Origin of the sequence: Aeromonas sp. R1-2, from assembly GCF_040908505.1 — a bacterium.
GTDB classification, from domain to species: Bacteria; Pseudomonadota; Gammaproteobacteria; order Enterobacterales; family Aeromonadaceae; genus Aeromonas; species Aeromonas veronii.
This window is the reverse complement of the sequence record NZ_JBFODU010000055.1, coordinates 54,697-79,159: the sequence shown is the minus strand read 5'-3', so window position 1 is coordinate 79,159 and position 24,463 is coordinate 54,697. Positions and strand designations below refer to the sequence as shown.

23 protein-coding genes and 1 riboswitch are annotated in these 24,463 nt (G+C 60.8%); of the genes, 8 read left to right on the top strand and 15 right to left on the bottom strand.

Features of this window, described 5'->3' with window-relative positions; all coding sequences use genetic code 11:
• Positions 1–15: 15 nt before the first annotated feature.
• From glgA to rsmC, 3 genes are all read right to left on the bottom strand, one after another.
• Positions 16–1,476: a glycogen synthase GlgA gene (gene glgA, locus AB5Y76_RS19140; RefSeq protein ID WP_263718529.1), complete on the bottom strand. Its 1,461-nt coding sequence runs from the start codon at positions 1,474–1,476 to the stop codon at positions 16–18.
• Entirely contained in the window at positions 1,466–2,683 is a 1,218-nt protein-coding gene (gene glgC / locus AB5Y76_RS19135) for a glucose-1-phosphate adenylyltransferase (RefSeq protein WP_005340236.1), read from the bottom strand. The genes glgA and glgC overlap by 11 nt, the downstream gene beginning before the upstream one ends.
• 151 nt (positions 2,684–2,834) lie before the next feature.
• Positions 2,835–3,863 (bottom strand): 16S rRNA (guanine(1207)-N(2))-methyltransferase RsmC, encoded by a 1,029-nt coding sequence (gene rsmC / locus AB5Y76_RS19130; RefSeq protein WP_263718528.1) that lies wholly within the window; start codon positions 3,861–3,863, stop codon positions 2,835–2,837.
• A gap of 280 nt (positions 3,864–4,143) precedes the next feature.
• Here rsmC and dapA point away from each other — a divergent pair, with 280 nt between their 5' ends.
• Entirely contained in the window at positions 4,144–5,016 is an 873-nt protein-coding gene (dapA, locus tag AB5Y76_RS19125) for a 4-hydroxy-tetrahydrodipicolinate synthase (RefSeq protein ID WP_043820620.1), read from the top strand.
• 91 nt (positions 5,017–5,107) lie between these two features.
• Here the strand turns inward: dapA and AB5Y76_RS19120 are convergent, their stop codons facing one another.
• Positions 5,108–6,076: an inorganic triphosphatase gene (locus AB5Y76_RS19120; RefSeq protein WP_263718527.1), complete on the bottom strand. Its 969-nt coding sequence runs from the start codon at positions 6,074–6,076 to the stop codon at positions 5,108–5,110.
• Positions 6,077–6,245: 169 nt separating this feature from the next.
• Here AB5Y76_RS19120 and AB5Y76_RS19115 point away from each other — a divergent pair, with 169 nt between their 5' ends.
• Positions 6,246–6,926, top strand: a complete 681-nt coding sequence (locus AB5Y76_RS19115) for a TIGR00153 family protein (RefSeq protein ID WP_005340244.1) — start codon at positions 6,246–6,248, stop codon at positions 6,924–6,926.
• Positions 6,927–6,951: 25 nt separating this feature from the next.
• Positions 6,952–8,217 (top strand): inorganic phosphate transporter, encoded by a 1,266-nt coding sequence (locus AB5Y76_RS19110; protein ID WP_005343043.1) that lies wholly within the window; start codon positions 6,952–6,954, stop codon positions 8,215–8,217.
• Positions 8,218–8,310: 93 nt separating this feature from the next.
• Here the strand turns inward: AB5Y76_RS19110 and AB5Y76_RS19105 are convergent, their stop codons facing one another.
• Complete coding sequence (locus AB5Y76_RS19105; RefSeq protein ID WP_263718525.1) at positions 8,311–10,767, bottom strand: bifunctional aspartate kinase/homoserine dehydrogenase II; 2,457 nt, start codon at positions 10,765–10,767, stop codon at positions 8,311–8,313.
• The gene (gene metB / locus AB5Y76_RS19100) at positions 10,767–11,939 is read right to left on the bottom strand and encodes a cystathionine gamma-synthase (RefSeq protein ID WP_263718524.1); all 1,173 of its coding nucleotides are present in this window, start codon (positions 11,937–11,939) and stop codon (positions 10,767–10,769) included. The genes AB5Y76_RS19105 and metB overlap by 1 nt, the downstream gene beginning before the upstream one ends.
• 205 nt (positions 11,940–12,144) lie before the next feature.
• On the opposite strand from metB, the gene metJ reads away from it, so the two are divergent.
• From metJ to AB5Y76_RS19085, 3 genes are all read left to right on the top strand, one after another.
• Entirely contained in the window at positions 12,145–12,468 is a 324-nt protein-coding gene (metJ, locus tag AB5Y76_RS19095) for a met regulon transcriptional regulator MetJ (protein WP_005340251.1), read from the top strand.
• A 41-nt stretch (positions 12,469–12,509) separates the two neighbouring features.
• Positions 12,510–13,244: an AraC family transcriptional regulator gene (locus tag AB5Y76_RS19090; protein WP_263718521.1), complete on the top strand. Its 735-nt coding sequence runs from the start codon at positions 12,510–12,512 to the stop codon at positions 13,242–13,244.
• 72 nt (positions 13,245–13,316) lie between these two features.
• Complete coding sequence (locus AB5Y76_RS19085; RefSeq protein ID WP_115522684.1) at positions 13,317–13,655, top strand: tRNA-binding protein; 339 nt, start codon at positions 13,317–13,319, stop codon at positions 13,653–13,655.
• A gap of 71 nt (positions 13,656–13,726) precedes the next feature.
• Here the strand turns inward: AB5Y76_RS19085 and AB5Y76_RS19080 are convergent, their stop codons facing one another.
• A complete protein-coding gene (locus tag AB5Y76_RS19080) occupies positions 13,727–14,998 on the bottom strand; it encodes an aromatic amino acid transport family protein (protein WP_120414716.1) in 1,272 nt (423 codons plus the stop codon).
• Between the two features lie 123 nt (positions 14,999–15,121).
• Here AB5Y76_RS19080 and AB5Y76_RS19075 point away from each other — a divergent pair, with 123 nt between their 5' ends.
• Complete coding sequence (locus AB5Y76_RS19075; RefSeq protein WP_263718515.1) at positions 15,122–15,439, top strand: hypothetical protein; 318 nt, start codon at positions 15,122–15,124, stop codon at positions 15,437–15,439.
• On the opposite strand, the gene cysQ is transcribed toward AB5Y76_RS19075, so the two are convergent.
• On the bottom strand, positions 15,436–16,248 hold the full coding sequence (gene cysQ, locus AB5Y76_RS19070) for a 3'(2'),5'-bisphosphate nucleotidase CysQ (RefSeq protein ID WP_005357849.1): 813 nt from the start codon (positions 16,246–16,248) through the stop codon (positions 15,436–15,438). The genes AB5Y76_RS19075 and cysQ overlap by 4 nt on opposite strands.
• A gap of 37 nt (positions 16,249–16,285) precedes the next feature.
• On the bottom strand, positions 16,286–16,894 hold the full coding sequence (gene nudE, locus AB5Y76_RS19065; RefSeq protein WP_005340262.1) for an ADP compounds hydrolase NudE: 609 nt from the start codon (positions 16,892–16,894) through the stop codon (positions 16,286–16,288).
• 144 nt (positions 16,895–17,038) lie between these two features.
• Here nudE and yrfG point away from each other — a divergent pair, with 144 nt between their 5' ends.
• Complete coding sequence (yrfG, locus tag AB5Y76_RS19060; protein WP_263718507.1) at positions 17,039–17,719, top strand: GMP/IMP nucleotidase; 681 nt, start codon at positions 17,039–17,041, stop codon at positions 17,717–17,719.
• Between the two features lie 68 nt (positions 17,720–17,787).
• Here yrfG and AB5Y76_RS19055 read toward each other — a convergent pair whose 3' ends face one another.
• From AB5Y76_RS19055 to AB5Y76_RS19030, 6 genes are all read right to left on the bottom strand, one after another.
• Positions 17,788–18,000 (bottom strand): hypothetical protein, encoded by a 213-nt coding sequence (locus AB5Y76_RS19055; protein ID WP_005348798.1) that lies wholly within the window; start codon positions 17,998–18,000, stop codon positions 17,788–17,790.
• 164 nt (positions 18,001–18,164) lie between these two features.
• Positions 18,165–18,503, bottom strand: a complete 339-nt coding sequence (locus AB5Y76_RS19050) for a DUF1294 domain-containing protein (protein ID WP_167570795.1) — start codon at positions 18,501–18,503, stop codon at positions 18,165–18,167.
• Positions 18,500–19,090 carry a sugar O-acetyltransferase gene (locus AB5Y76_RS19045; protein WP_263718501.1) on the bottom strand — a complete coding sequence of 197 codons (591 nt, stop codon included), beginning with the start codon at positions 19,088–19,090 and terminating at the stop codon, positions 18,500–18,502. Before AB5Y76_RS19045 ends, AB5Y76_RS19050 begins: the two co-directional genes overlap by 4 nt.
• 86 nt (positions 19,091–19,176) lie before the next feature.
• Complete coding sequence (locus tag AB5Y76_RS19040; RefSeq protein WP_263718499.1) at positions 19,177–20,439, bottom strand: DUF4010 domain-containing protein; 1,263 nt, start codon at positions 20,437–20,439, stop codon at positions 19,177–19,179.
• Between the two features lie 285 nt (positions 20,440–20,724).
• Entirely contained in the window at positions 20,725–22,146 is a 1,422-nt protein-coding gene (gene gbpA / locus AB5Y76_RS19035) for an N-acetylglucosamine-binding protein GbpA (protein ID WP_263718497.1), read from the bottom strand.
• A 65-nt stretch (positions 22,147–22,211) separates the two neighbouring features.
• A riboswitch (cyclic di-GMP riboswitch) is annotated at positions 22,212–22,297 on the bottom strand.
• A gap of 265 nt (positions 22,298–22,562) precedes the next feature.
• Entirely contained in the window at positions 22,563–24,245 is a 1,683-nt protein-coding gene (locus tag AB5Y76_RS19030) for a methyl-accepting chemotaxis protein (protein ID WP_263718496.1), read from the bottom strand.
• Positions 24,246–24,463: the final 218 nt, after the last annotated feature.

Here is a 24,463-nt window from a genome sequence, read left to right as displayed (position 1 = left end):
GCTGACGTTTGGCGTTCAGTAACGGCCCAATGCGCTCTGATACATCCGTTCATACTGGGTGACCGAGTCAGGCCAGTTGAAGCGGGTGCTCATGGCATTGCGCTGTACCTTGGTAAAACGCTCTTTGTCCTGCAGGAAATAGAGCAGGCTGCGGCGCATGGTATCGAGCAGGATGGCGGCAGTCGGATCGTTAAAACAGAAGCCGGTGGCATGCTCGGGATCGGCATCCCAATCCACCACGGTATCTTTCAGACCACCCACGGCGCGCACCAGTGGCAGGGTGCCATAGGCGAGACTGTACATCTGGTTGAGGCCGCAAGGCTCGAACAGAGAGGGCATCAGGAAGAAGTCGGCACCGGCTTCGACCAGATGAGCCAGCCGATCGTCATAGGTGTTGATGAAGGCGAGCTTGCCCGGATAATCCCGGGCCATGGTTTGCAGTTGCGTGGCGAGCGCAGGATCGCCAGAGCCGACGATCACCACTTGTACCTGATGGTGGAGGAATTTCTCCAGCGCAGGGAGCAGCAGGGGAACGCCCTTCTGCTCGGTCAGGCGGCAAACCATGCCGTAGATGGGCAAGTCTGCCACGGCCAGCCCCGCCTCCTGCTGCAGGCTCTCTTTGCAGATCTGTTTGCCAGCCATGTTGTCGATGCTGTAGGTCGCAGGCAGGAATTCGTCGAACTCAGGATCCCAGTCCTTGTAGTCGCAGCCGTTGAGGATGCCGCAGAGATCCGCCGCCCGTTGCTGGAAGATATGTGCCATGCCGTGGGCGCCGAGGTGAGTCAGCAGCTCCTGGGCATAGTTGGGGCTGACCGCATTGATCTTGTCGGCGTAGAGCACCCCGCATTTGAGCAGATTGACGTGGCCGTAGTCGTAGTTGATGCGGCGTTCGTAGTCGGCGATCTCGGGCATGGCCCAGAACTGCTCGCGGCCAAACACCCCCTGAAACGCCGCGTTGTGAATGCTGATCACGCTGCGGGTCTGCTGGAAGAAGGGGTTGTGGGCGTAACGGGTTTTCAGCAGCAGTGGCAGCAGGCCGGTGTGCCAGTCATTGCAGTGGGCGATATCCGGAGCAAAGCCAAGCTGCTCGCAGGCATGGAGGGCCGCGGCCGAGAAGAAGGCAAAGCGCTCGCCATTATCCGGATAGGCCTGATTGTTCTCGGCGTAGAGCTGGGGACGATCGAAATATTGCGGGCAGTCGAGCAGATAGACGCAGACGCCATCCAGCTCCATCTGGTAGATGCGATAACCGATATCCGGCAGCCCGGGGTGAGTTGGCAGCCAGCGTGACGCCACCAGTCTGGCCTCGTCCCGTCGCTTTATCGTCTTGTAGAAGGGCAACATGATCCTGACATCATGTCCCTTCTGGGCCAGGTACATCGGCAGGGCTCTGGCGACATCGGCCAGGCCCCCGGTTTTGACCAGCCCCTCAACTTCCGAGGCAACAAACAGGATTTTCAGTGGGTTAATAGCCAACTCTTGCTCCCTTAGGTACCACCACGATACCGCCTTCGGATACGGTAAATCGCTCTCTATCGTGGTCCAGATTTTCACCGATAACGGTGCCTGGCGCAATTTCAACGTTTTTATCAATGATGGCGCGCCGGATGGAGCACCCTTCACCAATCTTCACGTCCCCCAGCAGCACGGATTCACTGATATGGCTGCACGCGCCGATATTGCAGCGGAAACCAAGGATGGATCGCTGGATCTGGCTGCCCTGAATGAAGCAACCGGCGGAGATCAGCGAGTTGGCGATCTTCACCTTGCACTCGTCGCTGTCGATGAAGGTGGCCGGTGGCAGCGCTGGATAGTGGGTGTGCAGGGGCCACTTGCGGTTATAGAGGGAGAAGGGGGGATTGTCAGCCACCAGGTCCATGTGCGCTTGCCAATAAGAATCGAGGGTGCCCACATCCCGCCAGTAGACGTGCGGTTTCTCGCCGGGGATGACGTTGGTGCTGTAGTCATAGACATAGACGGGGGCACGTGGGTAGAGGCTCGGGATCACATCCTTGCCAAAGTCGTGGCTGGAGTTCTCTTCGGCGGCATCCCGCTTCAACTCGCGGCAGAGGGCATCGGTCTCGAAGATGTAGTTGCCCATGGAGACCAGCGCCTGGGTCGGATCGCCGGGAATGTGCTTGGGCTGCTTCGGCTTTTCCTGAAAGCCGATCATCCGCCCTTCGGTATCCACCTCGATCACCCCGAAGGCGCTCGCCTCTTCGATGGGCATGCGCAGGGCGGCGACCGTCATGGCGGCGTTCTTCTGCTTGTGGAAGGTGACCATCTGGCTCACATCCATCTTGTAGATGTGGTCGGAGCCGAAGATGCAGACATGATCCGGTTCGGCCCGCTCGATAAAGCCGAGGTTCTGGTAGATGGCATCGGCGGTGCCGTCATACCAGCGTTTGCCCATCCGCATCTGGGCCGGGATGGGATCGATAAAGCGGTCGGTGATGCCGACGATATTCCACCCCTTCTTCATGTGCAGGTAGAGGGACTGTGATTTGAATTGGGTCAGTACATAGATGCGCAGAAAGTCGGCGTTGACGAAGTTGTTGAGGACAAAGTCGATCAGCCGGTAGCTGCCACCGAAGGGGACGGAAGGCTTGCTGCGGGTGGTGGTCAGAGGCTGCAAGCGAGTACCTTCGCCACCAGCCAGGATCATGGTCAAAATGCCTGCCATCGTATTTCTCTCCCTGAATTAACAACATGAAAAGGTTTTCAATATTCGGTATAAAAACACCCCTAAAGGGGTGGTTTTTATCGTGTGCTTAATACCTTATCAGATGCCGGATGGCGCTCTCTAGCTGTTTTATTGTGCTGCTTACACTTATTTACATTTTGCTCAGATAGACCTTGAATTTGGCATCACTGCTGATCACTTCAGTCCGTTTGAAGTGTGTCTCCAGTATAGGCTGGTAGCGCAAGAAGGCGTTGGCAACAATGGTCAGCGAACCATTTGGCAGCAAAAATTCAGGTGCCTTGGCCAGGAACTGCTCGGTTGCCGCATAGAAGGTTTTGAGACCCGCATGGAATGGCGGGTTGGAGACGATGTGCTGGAAACGGGTGGAGAGATCCGAATAGACATCGGAAGCGGTGACCTTGCCCTGCAGACCGTTGATTGCCAGGGTGCGGCGGCTCGATTCGAGCGCCAGCGCGCTGATATCCACCATGTTGACCCGCAGATCCGGATTGCGCTTGGCCAGCACAGACCCAATTACCCCGGCGCCGCAGCCAAAATCGAGCAGTTCGCCCTTCATCGGTGGCACTGCGGCCAGCAGCATCTGGGTGCCGAGATCCAGCTCGGCGGCGCTGAAGACGCCGGGCAGCGCCAGCACGGTCAGCTCGGTATCACCGGCCTTGCACTGGTAGCGGCCAAACCAGCTATCCAGATCGAACGGGGCGACCTGTTTGCTCAGCTCACCGTGATAGAGGGAGCAGCGGCGGGCCGAATCGCGCTTGATCGGCTTTTCGCCATAGGGGGCCAGCAGCTTGTCGGCGCCATTGATGCCGCCGCGGTTTTCTCCGGCTAGGAACAGATCGGCACCCGCTTCCAGCAAGGGGGTCATCATGGCCAGCAGATATTGTGCCTCGGCCTTGGCCTTGGGCATCAGCAGCAACAGGGCATCGAAGCGAGGGACGCCACCAAGCTGGTGGTCGAACAGGATAGCCTCGCCGAGGGCGGCCTGCTGGCTGCGGTAGTAGCAGTAATCGGTGGTAAAGACGGTCAGGGTCTGGGCCAGGCTCGCCAGCTGGCGGGGGTAGTCATCCTCCAGCGCGCCACAGACAAGTAGCCGCTTGCCGACAAAGAGGGCTTGGTTTCGTTCCAGCATCTGGCTGACGGCACTGATTGGGCTGCTCATCGGGTCTCTCCACGCAATTTTGGGCGGCCATTATACATAGCCCCTTTCGCCTTGACATTTATGCCGTGTTCCCGAAATATGCCCAGACACCATTTTTTGACCAGAGATGACGAAATGCGGTTCAACGGGTTGAAACGAAAGCACAAAAAAAGCCTGAAATTCGGGCCTGCCGACGTTCGCGCGTAACCTCTCATCCCTGAGAAGCTTCAAACCCCGGTTGCGCACATCGTACCGGGGTTTTTTATTGCCATATGCGCGTCATTTAGGAGAAGGAGATCCCATGTTTCAAGGTTCAATCGTTGCGTTGATCACCCCGTTTCGACAGGGAAAGCTGGATGAAGAGGCGCTGCTGCGTCTGGTGGAGTGGCATATCGAACAGGGCACTCACGGCATTGTGCCGGTGGGTACCACGGGGGAAAGTCCGACCCTGACCCACGACGAGCATTGCCGAGTGGTGGAGCTGGTGGTCAAACAGGTCGCAGGTCGCATTCCGGTGATTGCCGGGGCCGGTTCCAACAACCCGGTCGAAGCCATCGAGTACACCCTCCATGCCGAGCGGGTGGGGGCTGATGCCACCCTGCATGTGGCCGGTTACTACAACCGTCCCAATCAGGAGGGGCTCTACCACCACTTCAAGGCGGTACACGATGCCACCGCCAAGCCGATCATCGTCTACAACATCCCGCCGCGCGCCATCGTCGACGTGCAACCGGCGACCCTGGCCCGTCTGGCCGAACTGCCGCGCATTGCCGGGGTGAAAGACGCCACTGGCGACTTGGCCCGCCCCTGGACCGAGCGCCAGCTGATCAAAAAGCCTTTCGCCTGGCTCTCCGGTGAAGATGCCACTGCGGTTGCTTACAACATCGGCGGCGGTCAGGGCTGTATCTCTGTGACCGCCAACGTGGCCCCCAAGCTGGTAGCCGAGGTGCAGAACCTCACGCTGGCGGGCAAGTGGCAAGAAGCGCGTGAGCTGCAAGACAAGCTCATTCCGCTCCATCAGGCGATGTTTGCCGAGCCGAGCCCGGCTGGTGCCAAATATGCCGCTTCCCTGCTCGGTTTCTGTAGCGAGGAGTGCCGACTGCCGGTGATGCCGCTGTCGGAGGCGACTCGCGAGCGCATTCGCAGCGCCATGCAGCAGCTCAACCTGCTGTAATGCAAAACGGGTGAGCCAAGGCTCACCCGTTTTGTTTTCGGCTTTTGTTTCCGGTCTTTATTTCCGACCTTTAGTACCGGTATGGCCACGCTCAGGCTGCGTGATGCAGCCAGGCGGCGATGGCCAGCTGCAACTCGACATATGCCGGATAGAGGAAGAGATCGGCCAGCTCGGCAGGCCACTCGTCATGCTCGTCCGATTGGGCTTGCAGATGGGCGTGCAGGCTGGTCAGAGCTGGCAGCCAAGGTGCGGGTTGTGGCAGCGCGGCCGCAGTGCGGGCGACCAGATCGATCCCCTGGCACAGGGCCGCGAGTGCCTGCTGTTGAATGCCTTTATCCTGAGGATGCTCCAGCCAGAGCTGCTCGTGATGCTGCCAGTGACGCAGCCCCTCGCTTACCCCCGTTATGCCATCCATACCTTCATGCTCGACCAGCGCCTGCAGGGACAGCTGTTTGCCAAGACCAGCTAGTCGATAGCCGCGCTGGGCCTTGGATTGGGCGCCAAGGCGCAGCCCGCCGATCCTGGCGAGGCGTTGGGCCAGCGCAAACAGCGCCGCGGTAGCGCCTGATTTGAGCTCCAGTTCCAGTTCGTTGATGGTGGTGCTGCCTTGGCTGCCGACTATCTCGCCCTGATCCCAGGCCAGCTCAATCTCGGCTCCCTCGAAGGCGATCAGCCAGTGGCGGCGCAGGAAGTCGGTGCGAAACTGGGCGACCAGCTGCTGCTGAATGTGGTCGCGCTCGGTCAGAGTCGGCCAAATCTCATCGGGAAAGGCCGAGAGGGTCGGCAGATCGCCGCTCACGGGGGTGTTGTACTCGGGTCTGGCGTGCAGGCCGCCCACCACCTGGCCGCGGCATTTGATGGTTTGTTCGGCGAAGGCGTCGCAGCGGCGAATGCGCAGCCCCATGTCCAGACGACGAAGGTCGAGGGTCGGCGTGTCGAAATAGACGTTGCCGAGCTGCTGTTGTGATGATTCTTTAATCTCAAGAGAATTCAGCAGGTTGGATAACTTGGCTTGAATGTCGCGGGCGACAAAAAACTTTATCTCGATCTCAGTTTGCATAGTCATTCCGGGCTGGCAGGCAACTTTGGGGGGCAGGATTCGGGTCGCGGGGATATAATGCCCGCGAGACGACTAGATTAATTCGCGGTTTAATTGAGGGCGCAGTTCGGTTACCATGCGCGCCTCATAAAATCGTATCGAGTGTTTTTTCACCGACACAGGTTTGGCCATGCCAGTAAATACTATTTTGGGGCTTTTTGCCAAGTCCCCCATCAAGCCGCTGCAGAAGCATATCGTCAAGGTTCACCAGTGCTCCCAGCAGTTGGTTCCCTTCTTTGACGCCGTTGCCGAAGACCGTTGGGAAGATGCCGAGAAGATCCGGCAGCAGATCGCCCAACTGGAAAAAGAGGCAGATACCCTCAAGCGTGAAATCCGTCTGAAACTGCCTCGCGGCCTGTTCCTGCCGGTTGCACGTACCGACCTGCTGGAGCTGTTGACCCAGCAAGACAAGATTGCCAACCGTGCCAAGGATATCTCCGGCCGCATGCTTGGTCGTCGCATGGAGTTCCCCGCCGAAATGCGGACGGATTTCATGGCTTACCTCAAACGTTGTATTGATGCGACCGCTCAGGCCGAGAAAGCGATCGGGGAGCTCGACGAGCTGCTCGAGACCGGCTTCAAAGGACGGGAAGTGGAAATGGTTGCCGAGATGATCCACCAGCTGGATCTGATCGAGGACGATACAGACACCATGCAGATCGGACTGCGCCAACAGCTGCAAGCGGTTGAGCACAATTACAATCCGATCGATGTGATGTTCCTTTACAAGATCCTCGAATGGGTAGGTGACCTGGCAGATCAGGCCGAGCGCGTAGGCGCCCGTCTGGAACTGATGCTGGCTCGTTCGTAATCGACTGACTGGGTAAACACTACTAATGGACATTATCGCGAATTACGGCACCACTCTGGTGCTCGTGGCGGCCTTGTTCGGCTTTTTGATGGCTTGGGGCATTGGCGCGAATGACGTAGCCAACGCCATGGGGACATCGGTCGGCACCAAATCCCTGACCATCCGTCAGGCGATCATCATTGCCATGATCTTCGAGTTTGCCGGCGCCTATCTGGCCGGTGGCGAAGTGACGGCCACCATCCGTAACGGCATCATCGACAGCAATGCGTTTGTCGATAGCCCGGACCTGCTGGTGCTCGGCATGATCGCCTCCCTGCTGGCGGCAGGCGCCTGGTTGATCCTCGCCTCCTACTTCGGCTGGCCTGTTTCCACCACTCACTCCATCATCGGCGCCATCGTCGGTTTCGCGGTGGTGAGCATTGGCCCGGAAGCGGTGCAGTGGAGCAAGTTTGGCGGCATCGTCGGCTCCTGGGTCATCACACCGGCCATCTCAGGTGTCATCGCCTACTTCATGTTCATCAGCGTGCAAAAGCTTATCTTCAACACCGATGATCCCCTGAACAACGCCAAGCGCTATGTGCCGTTTTACATGTTCCTGACTGCGCTGGTGATCTGTCTGGTGACCATCAAGAAGGGGCTGACCCACGTCGGTCTGCACCTGAGCGATGGCGAGGGCATTCTGCTTTCCATCGCCATATCCATCGCAGTGGCGTTTGCCGGCTGGATCTACATTCGCGGTCAGAAGTACAACCCGCAGGATGACAGCAAGATGCACTTCGCCAACGTGGAGAAGGTGTTCGGCATCCTGATGGTGATCACCGCCTGTGCCATGGCCTTTGCCCACGGCTCCAACGATGTGGCCAACGCCATTGGCCCGCTCTCTGCGGTGGCCTCGATCGTGGCTTCCGGTGGCGAGATTTCCAGTCAGGCTGCCATTGCCTGGTGGATCCTGCCCCTCGGCGGTATCGGTATCGTGATCGGTCTGGCGACTATGGGCGAGAAGGTGATGGCGACGGTCGGTACCGGCATCACTCACCTGACCCCGAGCCGTGGCTTCGCAGCCCAGCTGGCGACTGCCGCGACCGTGGTGATTGCCTCCGGCACCGGTCTGCCCATCTCCACCACCCAGACCCTCGTCGGTGCAGTGATGGGTGTCGGTCTGGCGCGCGGCATTGCGGCGCTGAACCTGGGGGTACTGCGCAACATCGTGGTCTCCTGGATCATCACTCTGCCTGCCGGTGCCATTCTGGCTATCGCGATCTTCTATGTGCTGCAGGCCTGCTTCTCCTAATCGAAGCAGCATTCAGCAAAAAGCCCGAGTCATCGACTCGGGCTTTTTTATTGTGCGCGGGAGCTGAGGTGCTGCTCCCTTTGCATATCAGCCTTAGAGGCTGGCGCAGATCTGCCACAGATCGTACTGGATAGCGGCGGCGGTCACTTCCCGACCCGCCCCTGGCCCCTGGATCACCAGCGGGTTGGTGCGGTAGCTGTCGCTCTCGATGGCGAAGATGTTGTCGCACGGCAAGAGGTTGGCAAACGGGTGATGGGGCTCCAGCGCCTCCAGTCCGACCCGTGCCTTGCCGTCATGCTCGAAGCGGGCCACGTAGCGCAGCACCTTGCCGAGGCGCTTGGCCCCTTCGAAGGCGGTCTGGATCGGGCCATCCAGCTCTTTCAGTCTGTCCATGAACTGATCGGCGGTCACCTTGCGCAGCGTAACGGGCACCAGATTCTCCAGCTCGATATCGGCGGAGTCGAGCTCGAAGCCCGCCTCTCGCGCCAGAATAAGCAGCTTGCGACGCACATCCTGACCAGAGAGATCTTCACGGGGATCCGGTTCGGTCAGGCCGTGCTGCCACGCCTCGTCCACCAGCTCGGAGAAGGGGCGGGAGCCGTCATACTGCTGGAACAGCCAGGAGAGGGTGCCGGAGAAGATACCGGAGACCCCCTGAATACGGTCACCGCTCTGGCGCAGCATCTGGATGCTGGACTGGATTGGCAGCCCGGCTCCCACGGTGGCGTTGTAGCGCCACTGCACCTGATGGTCACGGCAGGTCTGTTTGATGCGCTGGTAGAACTCGCTGTCGGCGGCACCGGCAAACTTGTTGGCGGCGATGATATGAATGCCGAACTGGGCAAAATCCGGATAGTAGCGGCTCACCGTTTCGCTGGCGGTCATGTCCAGCGCAACCAGCGCATCGAAGCCGTGCTGTTCAAGCTGGGAGAGCAACTCCGGCCAGATCAGCGGCTTGGGATTGAAGTTGTCCTGTACCTTGAGGGGGTTGAGCCCCTCTTCATCGAGCAGGCCCCCTTCCGAGCTGAACACCCCGTAGAGGGTGAGCGCCAGATTGAGTTCATGTTCCAGCCGTGCCTTTTCACGGGCGTAGAGGCTCAGCCAGTGGCCACCGATATTTCCCTTGCCGAACACCACCAGTCCGACCCGGGTCGGGCGGCTGAACAGGGCGCTGTGCAGGGCGATGAGCAGCGGCTCCAGCACTACCTGACGCAGCACGGCCACCAGACTCAGGCCATCTCGGGCCACCTGTACGAACTCCAGCGGTTGATCTGCCAGCAGCTGATAGAAGCGGTGACACTGCTCCGCGTTGTCGGTGACACCGGCGCCGACCAGCGCCACCAGACTGTACCCCTCTTTCTGGATGAGGCCGGTGAAGCTTCCTTGCAGCTGGAAGTCGCGCAGCAGCTCGAAGGCGCCTTGTGCCACCTCGAGGGTGTAGGCGAGGCGCAGGATCCGGCGATCCGGCTGGCGCTGCAGGGTGAGCGGGTTGAGGCGGTGACGGGCCAGATGGGCCTCGATGGTGGCCACCGTCTGCTCATAGTTGGTCTGCGGCAGCACCTTCAGCTCGATGAGGGCGATCTGATCCACCGAGGATACGATGCGGGCGCCGCCGGAGCGGGGGGCGCGGCGCAGGATATGGGTGCAGCCCTCGTCCGGGTTGTAGCTGCAGCGTAAAGTGAGGCGCTGGCGGCTGTCGGCCACCGGTTGCAGGGTGCGCGAGTGCAGCACCGAGGAGCCAAGGCGGGCCAGCTCGTTGGCTTCGGCGAGGCTCAGGCGCTCCAGCAGGCGCGCTTCTTTCACCCGACGCGGGTCGGCGCTGTAGACCCCGGCCACGTCGCTCCAGATGGTGGTGGATTCGCCGTCCGCCAGCAGCGCCAACAGGCTGGCGCTGTAGTCGGAGCCGTTGCGACCGAGCAGCAGGGAGCGCCCCTCCATGTCGGCAGCGATAAAGCCGGTTACCACGATGCGGCCGGCATGCTCCGCCAGTCGCGCCTTGAGCAGCTCGCTGGAGAGCGCGGTATCCACCTTGACCAGAGCGCCATCCTCGGCGCGCAGGAAGCTGCGGGCATCGAGCCAGATAGCCTTGTCGCCGCGACTGGTAAGCAGGGCAGCCAGCAGGCGCGCCGACCACACTTCGCCAAAGGCGAGCAGGCCGTTGCGGGCGAAGCGATCAAACTGCCCCTCCAGCGTTTTGGCGATCAGCTGCATGTCGTCGGCCAGCTGCTTGCTCAGATCAAGCTGCAGTTCACCCTCCAGCAAGCCGTCGATCAGGCTCTGCTGATAGGCCTGCAGGGCAGAGATGGCTTCACCGGCGGCTTCGTCCCCCGCTTCGGCCAGCTCCACCAGCTGGATCAGCCTGTTGGTGGTCTTTCCGGCGGCGGAGACCACGATCAGTTCATCCCCGCCCACCTGTTGTTCAACGATACTGGCGACCCGGCGATAACAGACCGGATCCGCCAGACTGCTGCCACCAAATTTGTGGACGTGACGCCGCTTCAATCCTGCTTCTGCTGCCACCGCGATCTCTCCTTGTTGCTGCTGTTCCATTACTTCGCTACCTGTTCTGCCTGCTGTGCCTGTTCAAAAGCCTGAGCCAGATCGGCCACCAGGTCTTCACCGTGTTCAATACCGACCGACAACCGCAGCAGTTGGGCGCTGATGCCTGCTGCCTGCTGCGCCGCCGGGGTCATGGCCCTGTGAGTCATGCTGGCCGGATGGGCCACCAGACTCTCTACCCCGCCGAGGGACTCGGCCACCGAGAAGAGGGTGAGGGCCGCGAGGAAGGCGCGAATGCCTGTCTCGCTGCAATCGAGTTCAAAACTTAGCATGGCGCCGAAGCCGGACTGTTGACGGCGCGCAATATCGTGGCCCGGATGGCTCGGCAGGCTGGGGTGATAGATGCGTTTCACCAGTGGCTGCTGTTGCAGGAAGGCGAGGATGCGGTCGGTGTTCTCCTGATGGGTGCGCAATCTGGGGGCCAGAGTGCGCAGGCCGCGCAGGGTGAGGTAGGAGTCGAACGCCCCGGAGGTGAGCCCCAGACAGTTGGCCCACCACACCAGCGACTCGGCCAGTGCCGCCTTTTTGGCAATCGCCACCCCGCCCACCACGTCGGAGTGGCCGTTGATGTACTTGGTGGTGGAGTGCACCACCACGTCGGCACCGAGGGCCAGCGGTTGTTGCAGCAGGGGGGAGAGGAAGGTGTTGTCCACCACTACCTGCGCACCCACCTCGTGGGCGGCGCTGGCAATGGCGCGGATATCCACCACCCTCAGCAACGGGTTGGAGGGAGTCTCGACCCATACCAGCGCAGGCTTCTGGGCCAGAGCGGCGGCCAGAGCGGCCTCATCCCCCTGATCGACAAATTGCACCCGGTAGTGTCCCTTGGCCGCCAGATACTCGAACAGGCGCCAGGTTCCGCCGTAGCAGTCGTGAGGGGCGATCAGCAGATCTCCCGCCTTGAGCAGTGCTGTGGTGACCAGATGGATGGCCCCCATGCCGGTGCCGGTAACCACGGCGCCAGCGCCCCCTTCCAACGCCGCCAGCGCGTCCGCCAGATTGGTGCGGGTCGGATTGCCGGAGCGGGCATAATCGTATTGACGGGGCTCGCCAAAGTCGGCAAAGGTGTAGTTGCTGGAGAGGTAGATGGGGGGCACCACGGCACCGTGCTGCTGGTCTGTCTCAATCCCGGTGCGAACCGCCAGGGTGGCCTTGTGGATCATATCACTCTCCTTGATGTCTCTTCACACGCCGGCATCTTGCTGCCACGCGCCATCCCGCCATTGCGGGCTCATGGACAACCACACTACGCCAGCTTAAAAAAGCCGTCAACACTTCCAGACGTCTAAATGGCTTTGCTGTTGGATTGCCATTAATTTCCTTAAGGGTTAAAATCCGCGCTCACGGCTAAATGAGAACAGGTGAGTCATGGGAACAGAGTGGAACGGCGACTACGTCAGCCCCTACGCGGAACACGGTAAGAAGAGCGAACAGGTCAAGAAGATTACCGTCTCGATCCCGCTCAAGGTGTTGAAAGTGTTGACCGATGAGCGCACCCGCCGTCAGGTGAACAACCTGCGTCATGCGACCAACAGCGAGCTGCTCTGTGAAGCCTTCCTGCACGCTTTCACCGGCCAGCCGCTCCCTTGCGACGAAGACTTGCGCAAGGATCAACCGGACAGCGTCCCGGCCGAAGCGCGCGCCATCATGGAAGCGCTGGGCAAAGAGATCGAAGATTTCGACAAGGAATAACCCCCAATGACGCGGCCCTGGCCGCGTCATTGCTATCTGCCATGTCCCGCTTCAGCCTGCGCTACTATCACCACCACGTCTGCAGCCATAGCCACGACTTTGCCCAGCTGGTGATCCCCCTCGACGGCCCCCTCGAGATCGAGGTGCAGGGCCGGGGGCGCAGGCTTGCCCCCGGTTCTGCCTGTGTCATCGCCCCCGGCGAGCGGCACGACTACGCTGCCGATCCCGCGCTTTCGTTTCTGGTGCAGGAGAGCGACTGGCTACCCGGGGATCTGGCGGCCTGCCCCTTTATCGAGCTGGATGAGCCCCAGCGCCACTACCTCGCTTTTCTGCACCGCATGGTGGCTGAGGGGCGGCAGGTGGCTGGCATGGAGCAGGTGTGGCTCTCCCTGCTGGCTGAAGGGCAGGGGATGCAGAGCGCAGCCATTCCACGCCTTGCCGCCCGCATCCTCAAGGTGCAACGCCATATCGATGCCAACCTCGCTGCCCCGCTGACCAATCAGCAACTCGCCGCCATCGCCTGCCTTGGCCAGAGCCAGTTCAAGCTCACCTTTCGCCAACAACTGGGGGTAAGCGTCTCCCACTACATTCGCAGTCGGCGCATGGCGCTGGCGCGTACCCTGCTTGCTGGTACGCAACTGCCCGTTGGGGAGATTGCCAGCCGCTGCGGCTACCAGAATCAGGGGGCCTTCGGCGAGCGCTTCCTGAGTGAGACCGGGCTCACTCCGTCCCTCTGGCGCCAGCAAAACGGCCACCTGCCGCAACGAAACGGCTGATCGCCGAAGACAGGTTTCTCTCTTTGGGCCATGCTGCGGGTCATGCAAGGTGCACGATAAACAGGAGCCGAAATGGAGACGATTAGCTGGCAGGATTTCGAGATGGTGGAGCTGAGGGTGGGCACCCTGGTGCGGGTTGAGCCGTTCCCCGAGGCGCGCAAACCGGCCTACAAGGTGTGGGCGGATTTTGGCCCCGAACTGGGGATACGCAAGAGCAGCGCCCAGATCACCGCGCTCTACCAGCCAGAGCAGCTGGTGGGCCGCCAGATCATCGCCGTGGTCAACTTCCCGACCAAGCAGATCGGCCCGTTTCAGTCGGAGTTTCTGCTGACCGGTTTCTACCGGCAGGATGGCGCCGTGGTGATGGCTATTCCCGAGCAGGCGGTGGAGAACGGCGCCAAGCTGGGCTGAGTTCACGCCCGAACAGAGACAAGAGAGGCGACCCCGGGGTCGCCTCTCTTTTTGTTTTCTGCTGCGAGTCGTTACTTCAACAGGCTGAAGATCAGCGCCGATACCGCCAGCGAACCGGTCAGCAGGATAAAGCCGTTGGTCCAGCCGTGACGGAAGCGGGCCAGCGCCTCCACCTTGTAGATGGCAATCACCGGCATGATGAACAGGATCATGGCGATGACCGGGCCGGAGAGGGTTTCCATCAGTCCCAGAATGCCCGGATTGATGACGGCTGCACCCCAGATAGAGAAGAACATCAGAGCGATGCCGACCTTGTCTGCCTTGGCCAGCGGCAGGCCGGTGGGCTTGGCGATCAGGCTTTTCAGGCTTTCGCGGGCACCGAGGAAGTGGCCGAGGAAGGAGGAGCTGATGGCGATAAAGGCGATGAGCGGCCCCAGAGTCACAATCACCGGGTTGTCGGTGATGTTGGCGAGATAGGAGAGCACCGAGACGTTCTGGGCCTTGGCTTCGGCCAGTTGGGCTGGCGAGAGGCTCAGCACGCAGGAGAAGACGAAGAAGAGCACGAAGCCCACCAGCATTACTGTGGTGTTGCGCAGGATCAGGCCGCTCTTGGCTTCCGCCTGCTCGCCATATTCACGGCGCTGCACGTTGGCAAAACCGGAGATGGCAGCGGCGTGGCTGAAGGCGAACACGGTGACCGGCAGCGCCAGCCAGACGGTGTTGAGGAAGCTGACCCCCTCAAACGTGGTCACTTCCGGCCATTGCCACTGGGGAATGAGGTAGCAGGAGAGGGCCGCCAGAATGGCCGCCAGCGGATAGACCATAAATGCGAAGGCGCGCAGCATCGCTTTCTCACCCGCCAGCATCACGGCGATCATGGCGAACACCAGCACGCCGGAGAGCATCACCCGATCCGGGGTCGCCATGCCGAGCTGGTTGACCATAAAGCTCTCCACCGTGTTGGTCAGCCCGACCCCGTAGATGAGCAGGATCGGGAAGATGGAGAGGAAGTAGAGCGCCGAGATGAGGCGACCGGCCATCTTGCCGAAATGCTCCTCCGCCACTTCGGTGAAGTCGGCGTGGGGGCGTGACGAGGAGAGCACGAAGCGCGCCAGCCCGCGGTGGGCGAGGAAGGTCATGGGGCCTGCCAGTACCGCGACGATAACGAGGGGCCAGATGCCGCCCAGACCCAGATTGATGGGCAGGAACAGGATGCCGGCGCCAACGGCGGTGCCAAACAGGCTGATGACCCAGTGGGTGTCGTGACGGCGCCAGCGGGTGGTGCTGACCGTGGTGGAGCAGGAACCGGATAGCTCCTTGGTAGCCTCTACAGATAAACTCATTACTAATTCACTTTTTGTTAGTGTTTTAATCTGAGTTCATTGTGGTTTATCGGGATTTAATTCTCAAAAAGCGAGACTGAAACATATCACTGCCATTGCGGGGTTTAGCCAGCGAGATTGGGAATGGAATCTGGATCGCAGAATGAAACAAAACTGATATTTGTGATTTATGTGAAATATAAAACCAAAATTCGATCTACTGTCATTTTTTTATTTTGGCTAATCAGGTGTTTTCAGAATTACGTGAAAAATCGTACCATTTCTCGCCGACCGATTGTGATGTTTCACTATCATTTTGCCGCTTTGCCAGCGTATCACGCTGTTCAAGAGCGCCTTGACCAGCGGATCACACCGGCCATCACCCCGGACAACGACTCTGAAAAAGCAGGCGGCCATCGGGCCGCCTGCTTGTCTGGTGTGATGATATTGCTACTCGTCTAGTGGGCCAGAATGTTGCCCCAGGCGAGATCCGGATCCCCCATCACGATAAAGTCAGGGTTCTCCAGCGACTCGGTTTCGTTGTAACTGAGTGGCTGCAACGCCAGGCTGAGGATACGGCCACCGGCTGCCTCGACGATGCACTGGGCGGCGGCGGTGTCCCACTCGCCGGTGGGGCCGAGCCTTACGTAGCAATCGGCTGCCCCTTCCGCCACCAGACAGGATTTGAGGGAGCTGGAACCAAGCGGGATCAGCTCGTAGTTGATGGCCGGGTTGAGGCGGCGGGTGAGGTTCTCCAGCTTCTGGCGGCGGCTGATGGCTACTACCAGCGAGTCGGGCTGGTCATGCTCGTGATGCATGGCGCTGATGGGCAGTACCTCGCCATTCACCTCCTTGAAGGCGCCGTAGCCGCGCACCGCCCAGTAGAGCACGTTGGACTCGGGAGCATAGATGACCCCGAGCACCGGCACATTGTCCCGCACCAGGGCGATCAGGGTGGCGAAATCGCCGCTACCCGCGATAAATTCGCCGGTGCCGTCGAGGGGATCTACCAGCCAGTACTGCCGCCAGTTGGATCGCTGGCTGAAGGGGATGTCGGCTGCCTCTTCGGTCAGCACGGGAACGTGGGGAGTGAGCGCCGAGAGCGCCTGCTTGAGGTAGGCATCGGCAGCAAGATCGGCACTGGTGACCGGGGTCGCATCCTCCTTCAGCTGACGCTCGAACTGACCGCCGTGATAGATGTCGTGAAGGATCCTTCCGGCTTCGCGGGCAATCTCCTTGACCCCCGGCACCCAGGCCAACAACTCCTGCATCTCGTTATCCTCTGTCTGTTAACTGCCCGTCTGCGGGCTATTCTGCCTGCTCCGCCAGCCACTTCTGGGCCAGGAGCAGGGCACTGATGCTGCGCGACTCGGTGAAGTCGGGTCGCGCCAGCAATTCGTCGATCCGGTTCAGCGGCCAGGGGATCACCTCCAGCGGTTCGGGTTCGTCGCCGATCCGCTGTTCGGGGAAGAGATCCCGCGCCAGCAAAATATCCATCCGGCTGGAGAAGTAACCGGGCGCCAGCGACACCTGTTTGAGCAGGGTGAGGCTGTTGGCGCCAAAGCCCGCCTCCTCCATCAGCTCCCGGTTGCCAGCCTCGAAGGCATCTTCGCCCGGGTCGATCAGCCCCTTGGGAAAGCCCAGCTCGTAGGAGTGGGTGCCCGCGGCATATTCGCGCACCAGCAGCAGGGTGTGGGCATCGAACAGCGGCACCACCATGACGGCGCCACGATTGCCGCCGCGCATCCGCTCGTAGACCCGCTCTTCGCCGTTGGAGAATTTGAGGTGTAGCGATTCCACCTTGAACAGTCGGCTCTCGGCGACGATATCGGCCTTGAGGATCTCCGGCTTGCTCTTGGGGTGATCCAGTTGGTCGGCTGAGATGTGCTCGGGTTTGCTCTTGTGGGGGTCGCTCATCGGACGCTGGCTGCTCGTTAAAAAATCGTGCTTCAAGAGTAAACGACTCTCACACCGAACACCACGGGCCAGGGATGGCAAAGGGGGAGGAAAAATCCGTTATAATGCCGCCCCGTTTTCCGAGATCCGCGATCAAGAGGCCCGATGCCACACTCCCGCTCCACCACCTTGCCCTGGCACCAGATAGATACCGTCTTGCTCGATATGGATGGCACCCTGATCGATCTGCATTTTGACAACCACCTCTGGCAGCAACTGGTGCCGGAGCGTTACGCCGAGCGGCTCGGTCTGCCGCTGGATGAAGCCAAAGCGCAGATCGACGTCCACTATCACGCCGTCAACGGTACCCTCAACTGGTACTGTGTGGATTACTGGAGCGAGACCCTGGGGCTCGATATTCGTGCCCTCAAGCAGGAGCTGCTGGCGAAGATCCAGTGGCGTCCCCACGCCATCCCCTTTCTGGCCGAGCTGCGCGCCGCGGGCAAGCAGCTGGTGCTTTTCACCAATGCCCACCCTGCCAGCCTGTCGGTGAAGGATGCGCAGCTGGGACTAAGCAACCATCTGGATCTGATGGTGAGTACCCACGAGCTGGGCTGGTCGAAGGAGAGCCAGCACTGCTGGCAGGCACTGGCCGAGCGGCTGGCGTTCGATCCGGCCCGTACCCTGTTTGTGGATGACAGCGAGCGGATCCTGCGGGCCGCCGCCGACTATGGCATCGGCTACCAGCTGGCGATCCAGAATCCGGACAGCTGCAAGCCGGAGCAGATCATTACCGCTTTTCCGGCGATCCGCGACTATGCCGAGTTGCTGCCGCTGGCAATCTGAGTCTGCTGAAATGAGAGAGGGCTGCATAGTGCAGCCCTCTCTGTATCTGAAACCTGGCGGTGAAAAAATCACAGCTCCCGAAACGGGCGCCGCTTCTCCTCTTCGATGACGATCGCCTCCAGATTGGCGACCCGCTCCTGTAGCTCCCGGATGACCAGATCCTGCTTGCCGAGGCGATCCGTGATACGGGCATCCCCCATCTGATAGCGAGCTCGCTTGCCGAGATATCCGAACAATACGCTGATAAATACGATCAGGACTATGCCTGTCCACATGGTCATGTCACGACTCCTTGTCGTCTATAAACGGCGAAAACGCTGATGGGATCTGTTCTGTTTTCTCACAGCCGCCAATTGGCCGCAATGGGGCCCGTTTCGCCTTTGTGATGCAGTTGGCTATTGCTGCCGGAGCGGGCGGCCAAGCCACCACCTTGTTACCCAGGTGGCTATTGCTGCCAGAGAGGGCGGCCAAGCCAGAGTCCCCACAGGGTCAGGTGCAGCAGCACGATAAACCAGAAGACCAGCCGGTAGCTGCGCTTCTGGGTCTTGTGGCGCAGCCACTGGCGGGCAACCAGTGCCCCTGGCCAGCCGCCGCACAGCTCCAGCAGATGGAGACGGGATTCGGGAATGCGCCACTCGCCCCGCACCGCCTGCCGCTTGTCCCAGGCGTAGGCGGCCACCGTGAGCAAGCTCATGAAGAGCAACACGGCCAGCGGCCACCACTGCTGCTCGCCGAGGCCGAGCCAGAGGGCGGCACCCAGTGGCAGCAGCGCCAGCGCCATCATTGGGCCAGCTCCCAGCAGCGCTCCTCGTCCTGCTTGAGGGTGCGGATCACCCTGGCCGGATTGCCCACCGCCACCGAGTCGGCCGGGATGTCGCGGGTGACCACTGCGCCTGCGCCAATGATGGAGCGCGGCCCTATGGTGACGCCGGGGCAGATGATGGCGCCGCCGCCAATCCAGCAGTCATCACCGATCCGCACCGGCTTGTTGTAGGCGGTCCAGTTGCGTCGCTCCAGATAGTTCATGGTGTGGGTGGCGGTGTAGATCTGCACGTTGGGGGCCAGCAGCACATGGCTGCCTATATGCACTTCGCCCAGATCGAGAATGGTGACGTTGAAGTTGAAGAAGGTCTTCTCGCCGATATGGATGTTGCGGCCGAATTCGCAGGTAAACGGCGTGCTGATCCAGCAGGAGTCGGGGCAGTGGCCAAAGAGCTCGCGGCAAATCTGCTGGCGCAAAGGGCCATCGCCCGCCGATGAACCGTTGAGCTTGGCCAGCAGCGCCTGACCGCGGATCCGGTCGTTCGCTATCTCCTCGCTCTGGCCATCCAGCGCCCCGCCTGCCAGTACCTTGTCCCAGTCGCTCGCCATTGCTACCTCCTCATGCTGCAAGAGGGGGCAGTATACGTGACAAGCGCGAGAGGCGTCAGTCTGTCACTTCTGGCAGGTGATCCCCGTCATCCTGCTGGCCAGACGAGGGGGAGGATCAGCAGGGCCGAGACGAAGTAGGGGAGCAGCACCCGCAGCCCCAGACTGCGACCGCCGATGCCGAGGGCCAGCAACCCCTTCACCAGCGAGTTGATCAAACCGGCGAGCAGGATGCCGCGGGCCGCCACCTCCAGCGCCAGCTCCTTGTGGGAGAGCTGGGAGAGCGACAAGGTGATGGCGTCCACGTCGGTGATCCCCGACACCAGCGACAGCAGATAGACCCCTGAGTTGCCTACCTTGTCTTGCAGCAGCGTTGCCATAAAGCCGATCAACGCCAGCAGCAGGCCGAACTTGATGGCGGTGGCCAGATCGAGCGGGTTGCTGGTTTCCGGTTGTACCGGGCCGTCAGTCAGCTCCTCGCGCTGGCGCCAGAACCAGAAGGCAAAGCCGTACACCGTGGCTGCCAGCAATACGAGCGGGGCGGCGAGGCGCATCGCCAGTTCGCTGTGAATGAGCAGTACCAGTACCAGCAGCCGCAGCCACATGGTGGCCCCCGCCAGCAGGATACCGGTGGCCAGCAGCCGCTCCAGCCCCCCCTGCTCCTTGTTGAGGCGGGCGAACTGCAGGGTGAGGGCGGTGGAGGAGGCCAATCCCGCCAGTATGCTGGTGAGCACCAGCCCGGCGCGGGTGCCGAGCAGCCGCACCGCGAAGTGGCCACAAAACGAGATGCCGGCGATCACCACCACCATCAGCCAGATCTTGAAGGGGTTGAAGGCATCGAGAGGACCTATCTCCTCGTTGGGCAGCACCGGCAGCAGCACCAGCGAGATAAGCAGAAAGCGCAAGGTAGCGTGGAACTCGGTTTCGCTCAAAAACAGCATCCCCTGCTGGATCTTGCCCTTGAGCCCCATCAGCAGGGCGGCTAGCACGGCGCAGGCCACCGCCTCGCTCGGGCTCAGCAGTACCGACATCAGCCCCAGCAAATAGGTGAGCAGCATGGCCACCGAGCTGGTGAGGCCGAACTCCCCTTGCCAGCGCTGGGCCAGCCAGACCGAGAGGCCGCAGCCGATCACCACCGCCAGCAGGCCGAGCCGCGGCAGCCAGGGGCCCAGGGTGGGCAGCAGCAAACCGCACACCCCGCCGAGCAGGCCGATGAGGCCGTAGGTACGCATCCCGGCGATGCGCTGGTTATCCCCCAGCTGGCGCACCTGCCAGCCCCGCTCCAGTCCGATAATCAGGCCGATGGCCAGCGAGACCAGGGCTCCGTTGACCGGTTCAGCATTGATCCACATGGCGGCTTCCTTTCGCGTCGTTGCAGCCTGATCCCATGATGGCACAGCGAGCAAGGGGGCAGAGGGGCATGGCTCACAGAGTCTGCGTCCGGCTCTCGGTGCGAGTGGCTGATATGAGCAATAGAGAGATGGATCGCGAGCACTGCACAAGAGTCGTACAGGCTATCGGGGAGGCGTTATGGGCTGCTAGCACGCCATCGACGTCCAGATTTGAATGGAGATAGAAGACAAGAAGGGGAGCCACTGGCTCCCCGTTGTATTGATGGCGTCATGACCCGCTGCGGATCACTTCAGCTCAATCCAGGCTTCTTGCCAGTGGGATCCGACACCCGGCTCGAACTGGGTAGCGGTGGTGGCCCACTGCACGCAGTAGCCGCTGTAGGGGAAGGGCTTGCACTGATAGACCTTGCCATTTTTCGGCTGCTGCACCTTGGTACCGGCGGTGTAGGACTTGATGTTGTTCGGGAAGACGAAGTCATATTCGCCGCTGCTCTGCTCCTTGAACATCAGATCCATGGTCTGCTGGATGGTCTCGCCGCCCGCTTTCGGAGTGGCCTTGATCACCAGCTGGTGGTGACCTGCCTTGAGCCCTTCCAGCGCCATGGTGAAGGTGTGGCTGCTGTCCTTGATGTCGGCACTGCTTTCACCCTTGGCTACGCCGCCGTGGTCATAGAGGGTGTTGGAGACGGTCAGATCGCCCTGTGCGGTGACGGTGAAATCGAGGGTTGCCTTGCCGTTGTCCAGCACATAGTCGCTGGCCAGACCGCTGACGCTGATACTGTCCACCACCGGCGGTTGCTGCTGTTGCAGGTCAATCTCGACTCGATCCAGTTTGCTGTCTCGATGCAGATAGACGGGGTTCATACCGTAGACCGGATTGAACTGGCCATCGGCTCCTTGCTGACCGGCGCGGATCAGGCTTTGCTCGGCGTTGATCTTGCTGGCGAGGGCATGGGCCCAGTTGTTCTTCTGGCCCTGCTCGGCAGTGGTGATGGTCAGCACGGTCTGCAGATCGGGGCGCTCGCCGTTGGCATCGAATACCCGGGTCATCGCCTTGTCGCCTGCCGTGAGGTCGATGGAGGGGTAGATGGTGCCTGCCTGGCTCCACTCCAGCGGCGGCTGACTACCATCTTTGAACTTGGCATCGATGATGTTGTAGAAGCTGTTGCTGGTGTCGCCCACTTCCCACACGCCGAGGATCACTTGATAACCGGTGCGCTCCGGCAGGATACAGTTATGGGTCACCTGCTTGGGCGGCTGTACCATGTTGCCATCGATGACGCAGAAGGGATTAAGGTCAAACGAGGCACGGGTGAGCGGCTGGTTGGGGTTCCAGTCCTGCTTGGTGAGGTAGTAGCGCCAGTTGCGGGTGACGTGGTTGGCGGTGAAGGTCCAGCTGATGGCGAAGGGGCCGGGCTGTACTTCACGCTTGGTCCAGCGGTCGCTGGTCTGGATGTTCAGCTCGCTCCAGCGCGGGCTGCCCGCCGAGGCGATTTGACCATCCTGCGGGCCGCTCTGCGGGAAGCCGGAAGGGCCCTCCACGCTCTGGGGTTCCCACTGCACGCCGCCACACTGGCTGTTGCCGCCGGTTTTGCACAGATAGTTGCGGCTCTCTGGTTGGCTGATGTAGCCATGAGCCAGGGCGCTGCCGCTGGCCAGCAGGGCCAGCACCGCGGCGATGTGATTGAGTTGGATTTTTGCTGCCATACATTCCTCTGTTCGACAGATGTGGGCAGTCAGTTGGCCTGGGGATTCCCCGATACACACTTGCGTGTGGCAACCCCGCTATCCTGGACAAAACGTCTGTAGACCGGAGGCTTTGCGTCCCGACCTTTCGGTCGGTTTGCCAAATGACTAGATGATTAGTGATGGGCCAAATGTTCGGCCATCAGCATTGTGCACTGCATTGATTCGCTATTTGAAGTTGAATGTTTAAATGCATCATCCAATGGCGCGTAAATCATTCTAACTGGCTGTTTTTAAATTGTTCTCTTATTTGTGAATGGCGTCGAATACCGTTGAATATGCCAATAAGATGCATGCTTGCTGCGTGTTTTGCGGCGTAAAAAAACCTGCCAGCTGAGCTGGCAGGTCGGATGACAAGGCGACACAGATTGACGCCATCAATGGCGGGCGTGCTGCTCGCCGGCGGGGGGAGACAGGGGCGCCATCATCGGCGCCGCGGCGGACTCCTTGCCCAGTTTGAACACCGCAAGTCGCTCATCCAGACTGCGGGAGAGACCGGCCAGCAGCTCGCTCTCCTGCGCCAGTTGCGAGGCGGACTGTGACATCTCCAGCGCCGAGTCGTTGATGCCGCTGACGTTGCGGTTCATATCCTCGGCCACCATGCTCTGCTGCTCGGCGGCGGTCGCGATCTGGGTCGCCATGTCGCTCACATGCTGGATGTGGTTGACGATCAGGGTGAGATCCTGCCCCGCCTGCTGGGATTGGTTGACGCTGCTCTCCGCCAGTTTGCGGCTGGTATCCATGGCATTGGCGGCGGTGACGGCCCGTTGCTGCAGCTGGGCAATGGTGCTCTGGATCTCCTCGGTGGACTGGCGAGTGCGGCTGGCCAGCTGGCGCACCTCGTCGGCCACCACGGCAAAACCGCGGCCCTGCTCGCCAGCCCGTGCTGCCTCGATGGCGGCGTTGAGGGCCAGCAGGTTGGTCTGCTCCGAAATGGCGCTGATGACGGCGGTCACTTCGCTGATCTGCATCACCCCCTCTTTGAGCTGGTTGACCTGCTGGGTGGCCTGCTCCACCTCGGTGGCCAGCGCCTTGATGCCGTGCACGCTGGCGTGAACGTCGCGGTTGCCGAGCCCGGCTTCACCGGTCGCTTCCTGGGTATCCCGCGCGGTATTTTCGGCGTGTCCGGCCACATCGGAGATGGTGGCGCTCATCTCGTTCATGGCGGTAGCGAGCTGGGCCAGCTGATCCCGCTGGCTGGTGACTGCCTGATTGGTCTGCTCGGCAGAGGCGGCGATGCGCAGGGCGGCATCCGCCACGTTGCGAGCCCCCTGGCTGGCTTCCAGCAGGGCGTGGCGGATGGCATCGAGACTCTGGTTGGTACAGCGGGCAACCACTCCCAGTTCATCCTTGCCCTGTACCGGGATGCTCACTACCAGATCCCCCTTGGCGACCCGCTGCATGGCGTGGTTGATCTGGCTGAGGGGGGAGACGATGGAGTGGGTGATGCGCCAGCCCAGCAGCCCCATCAGCAGGATCACGATGGCGGTGGCGGTACCCATCTTCATGTACTGGGCCCAGATGGTCTGCTGAATATCCTGCAGCAGCATGCCGGAACCGAGGATCCAGCCCCAGGGCTGATAGCCGGAGACCATGGAGAGCTTGTCGGCGGTCTCACCCGACGGGCCGACCCACACATATTGCAGAGTGCCCTGTTTGCCCCCTTTGGCGATATCCACCATCTGATACCAGAACTGCCCGGCGGTGGCGGCGCCCCCTTCACCCATTTTCTGGCCGACCAGTTCGGGACGGATAGGGTGAACCACCATGGTGCGGTTCTCGTCGATGACGAATAAATAGTTGTTGCCATCAAAGCGGGTGTTGGTCAGCAGCTTGCGCGCCTCCTGCTGGGCCTGCTCTGCTGGCAGGGTGCTGGCCAGAAACTGGATCTGGCTCATGGCCTGCTCCAGTACCGCATTGAGCCGCGCCTCTCGCTCGCTCATCAGATTGCGCTGGAGCGCGTTGGCCGAGATAAGTAGCAGCGAGACAAAACCGACAAACGCCAGTGCGAGCAGCAAAATCAATTTGCGGCTCACGGTAATATCACCGAGCTTGAACATGACTAAACCCTCATTTCCCTGTTGATTTTATGTGGCTCTGTACCGCGGCAGCCAGTTCGTAAGAGTTAACAACTCATTTACTTTCAGTCTCTTGCCGAGCTTTCTCAAATGAGCGTTTTAACATCAGTATAGTCAGCAGACAGCAACCCCCACTTTTTGGTAGCGTGTTGATGCGCATCCCTGCGCAATTTTTGCCAAAGAGTGTGAATGGTTTGGCA

Coding starts and splice junctions, on each gene's coding strand:
- glgC (WP_005340236.1), bottom strand. CDS start 2,683: ATGGCAGGCATTTTGACCATGATCCTGGCTGGTGGCGAAGGTACTCGC.
- rsmC (WP_263718528.1), bottom strand. CDS start 3,863: ATGAGCAGCCCAATCAGTGCCGTCAGCCAGATGCTGGAACGAAACCAA.
- dapA (WP_043820620.1), top strand. CDS start 4,144: ATGTTTCAAGGTTCAATCGTTGCGTTGATCACCCCGTTTCGACAGGGA.
- AB5Y76_RS19120 (WP_263718527.1), bottom strand. CDS start 6,076: ATGCAAACTGAGATCGAGATAAAGTTTTTTGTCGCCCGCGACATTCAA.
- AB5Y76_RS19115 (WP_005340244.1), top strand. CDS start 6,246: ATGCCAGTAAATACTATTTTGGGGCTTTTTGCCAAGTCCCCCATCAAG.
- AB5Y76_RS19110 (WP_005343043.1), top strand. CDS start 6,952: ATGGACATTATCGCGAATTACGGCACCACTCTGGTGCTCGTGGCGGCC.
- AB5Y76_RS19105 (WP_263718525.1), bottom strand. CDS start 10,767: ATGGAACAGCAGCAACAAGGAGAGATCGCGGTGGCAGCAGAAGCAGGA.
- metB (WP_263718524.1), bottom strand. CDS start 11,939: ATGATCCACAAGGCCACCCTGGCGGTTCGCACCGGGATTGAGACAGAC.
- metJ (WP_005340251.1), top strand. CDS start 12,145: ATGGGAACAGAGTGGAACGGCGACTACGTCAGCCCCTACGCGGAACAC.
- AB5Y76_RS19090 (WP_263718521.1), top strand. CDS start 12,510: ATGTCCCGCTTCAGCCTGCGCTACTATCACCACCACGTCTGCAGCCAT.
- AB5Y76_RS19085 (WP_115522684.1), top strand. CDS start 13,317: ATGGAGACGATTAGCTGGCAGGATTTCGAGATGGTGGAGCTGAGGGTG.
- AB5Y76_RS19080 (WP_120414716.1), bottom strand. CDS start 14,998: ATGAGTTTATCTGTAGAGGCTACCAAGGAGCTATCCGGTTCCTGCTCC.
- AB5Y76_RS19075 (WP_263718515.1), top strand. CDS start 15,122: ATGGAATCTGGATCGCAGAATGAAACAAAACTGATATTTGTGATTTAT.
- cysQ (WP_005357849.1), bottom strand. CDS start 16,248: ATGCAGGAGTTGTTGGCCTGGGTGCCGGGGGTCAAGGAGATTGCCCGC.
- nudE (WP_005340262.1), bottom strand. CDS start 16,894: ATGAGCGACCCCCACAAGAGCAAACCCGAGCACATCTCAGCCGACCAA.
- yrfG (WP_263718507.1), top strand. CDS start 17,039: ATGCCACACTCCCGCTCCACCACCTTGCCCTGGCACCAGATAGATACC.
- AB5Y76_RS19055 (WP_005348798.1), bottom strand. CDS start 18,000: ATGACCATGTGGACAGGCATAGTCCTGATCGTATTTATCAGCGTATTG.
- AB5Y76_RS19050 (WP_167570795.1), bottom strand. CDS start 18,503: ATGATGGCGCTGGCGCTGCTGCCACTGGGTGCCGCCCTCTGGCTCGGC.
- AB5Y76_RS19045 (WP_263718501.1), bottom strand. CDS start 19,090: ATGGCGAGCGACTGGGACAAGGTACTGGCAGGCGGGGCGCTGGATGGC.
- AB5Y76_RS19040 (WP_263718499.1), bottom strand. CDS start 20,439: ATGTGGATCAATGCTGAACCGGTCAACGGAGCCCTGGTCTCGCTGGCC.
- gbpA (WP_263718497.1), bottom strand. CDS start 22,146: ATGGCAGCAAAAATCCAACTCAATCACATCGCCGCGGTGCTGGCCCTG.
- AB5Y76_RS19030 (WP_263718496.1), bottom strand. CDS start 24,245: ATGTTCAAGCTCGGTGATATTACCGTGAGCCGCAAATTGATTTTGCTG.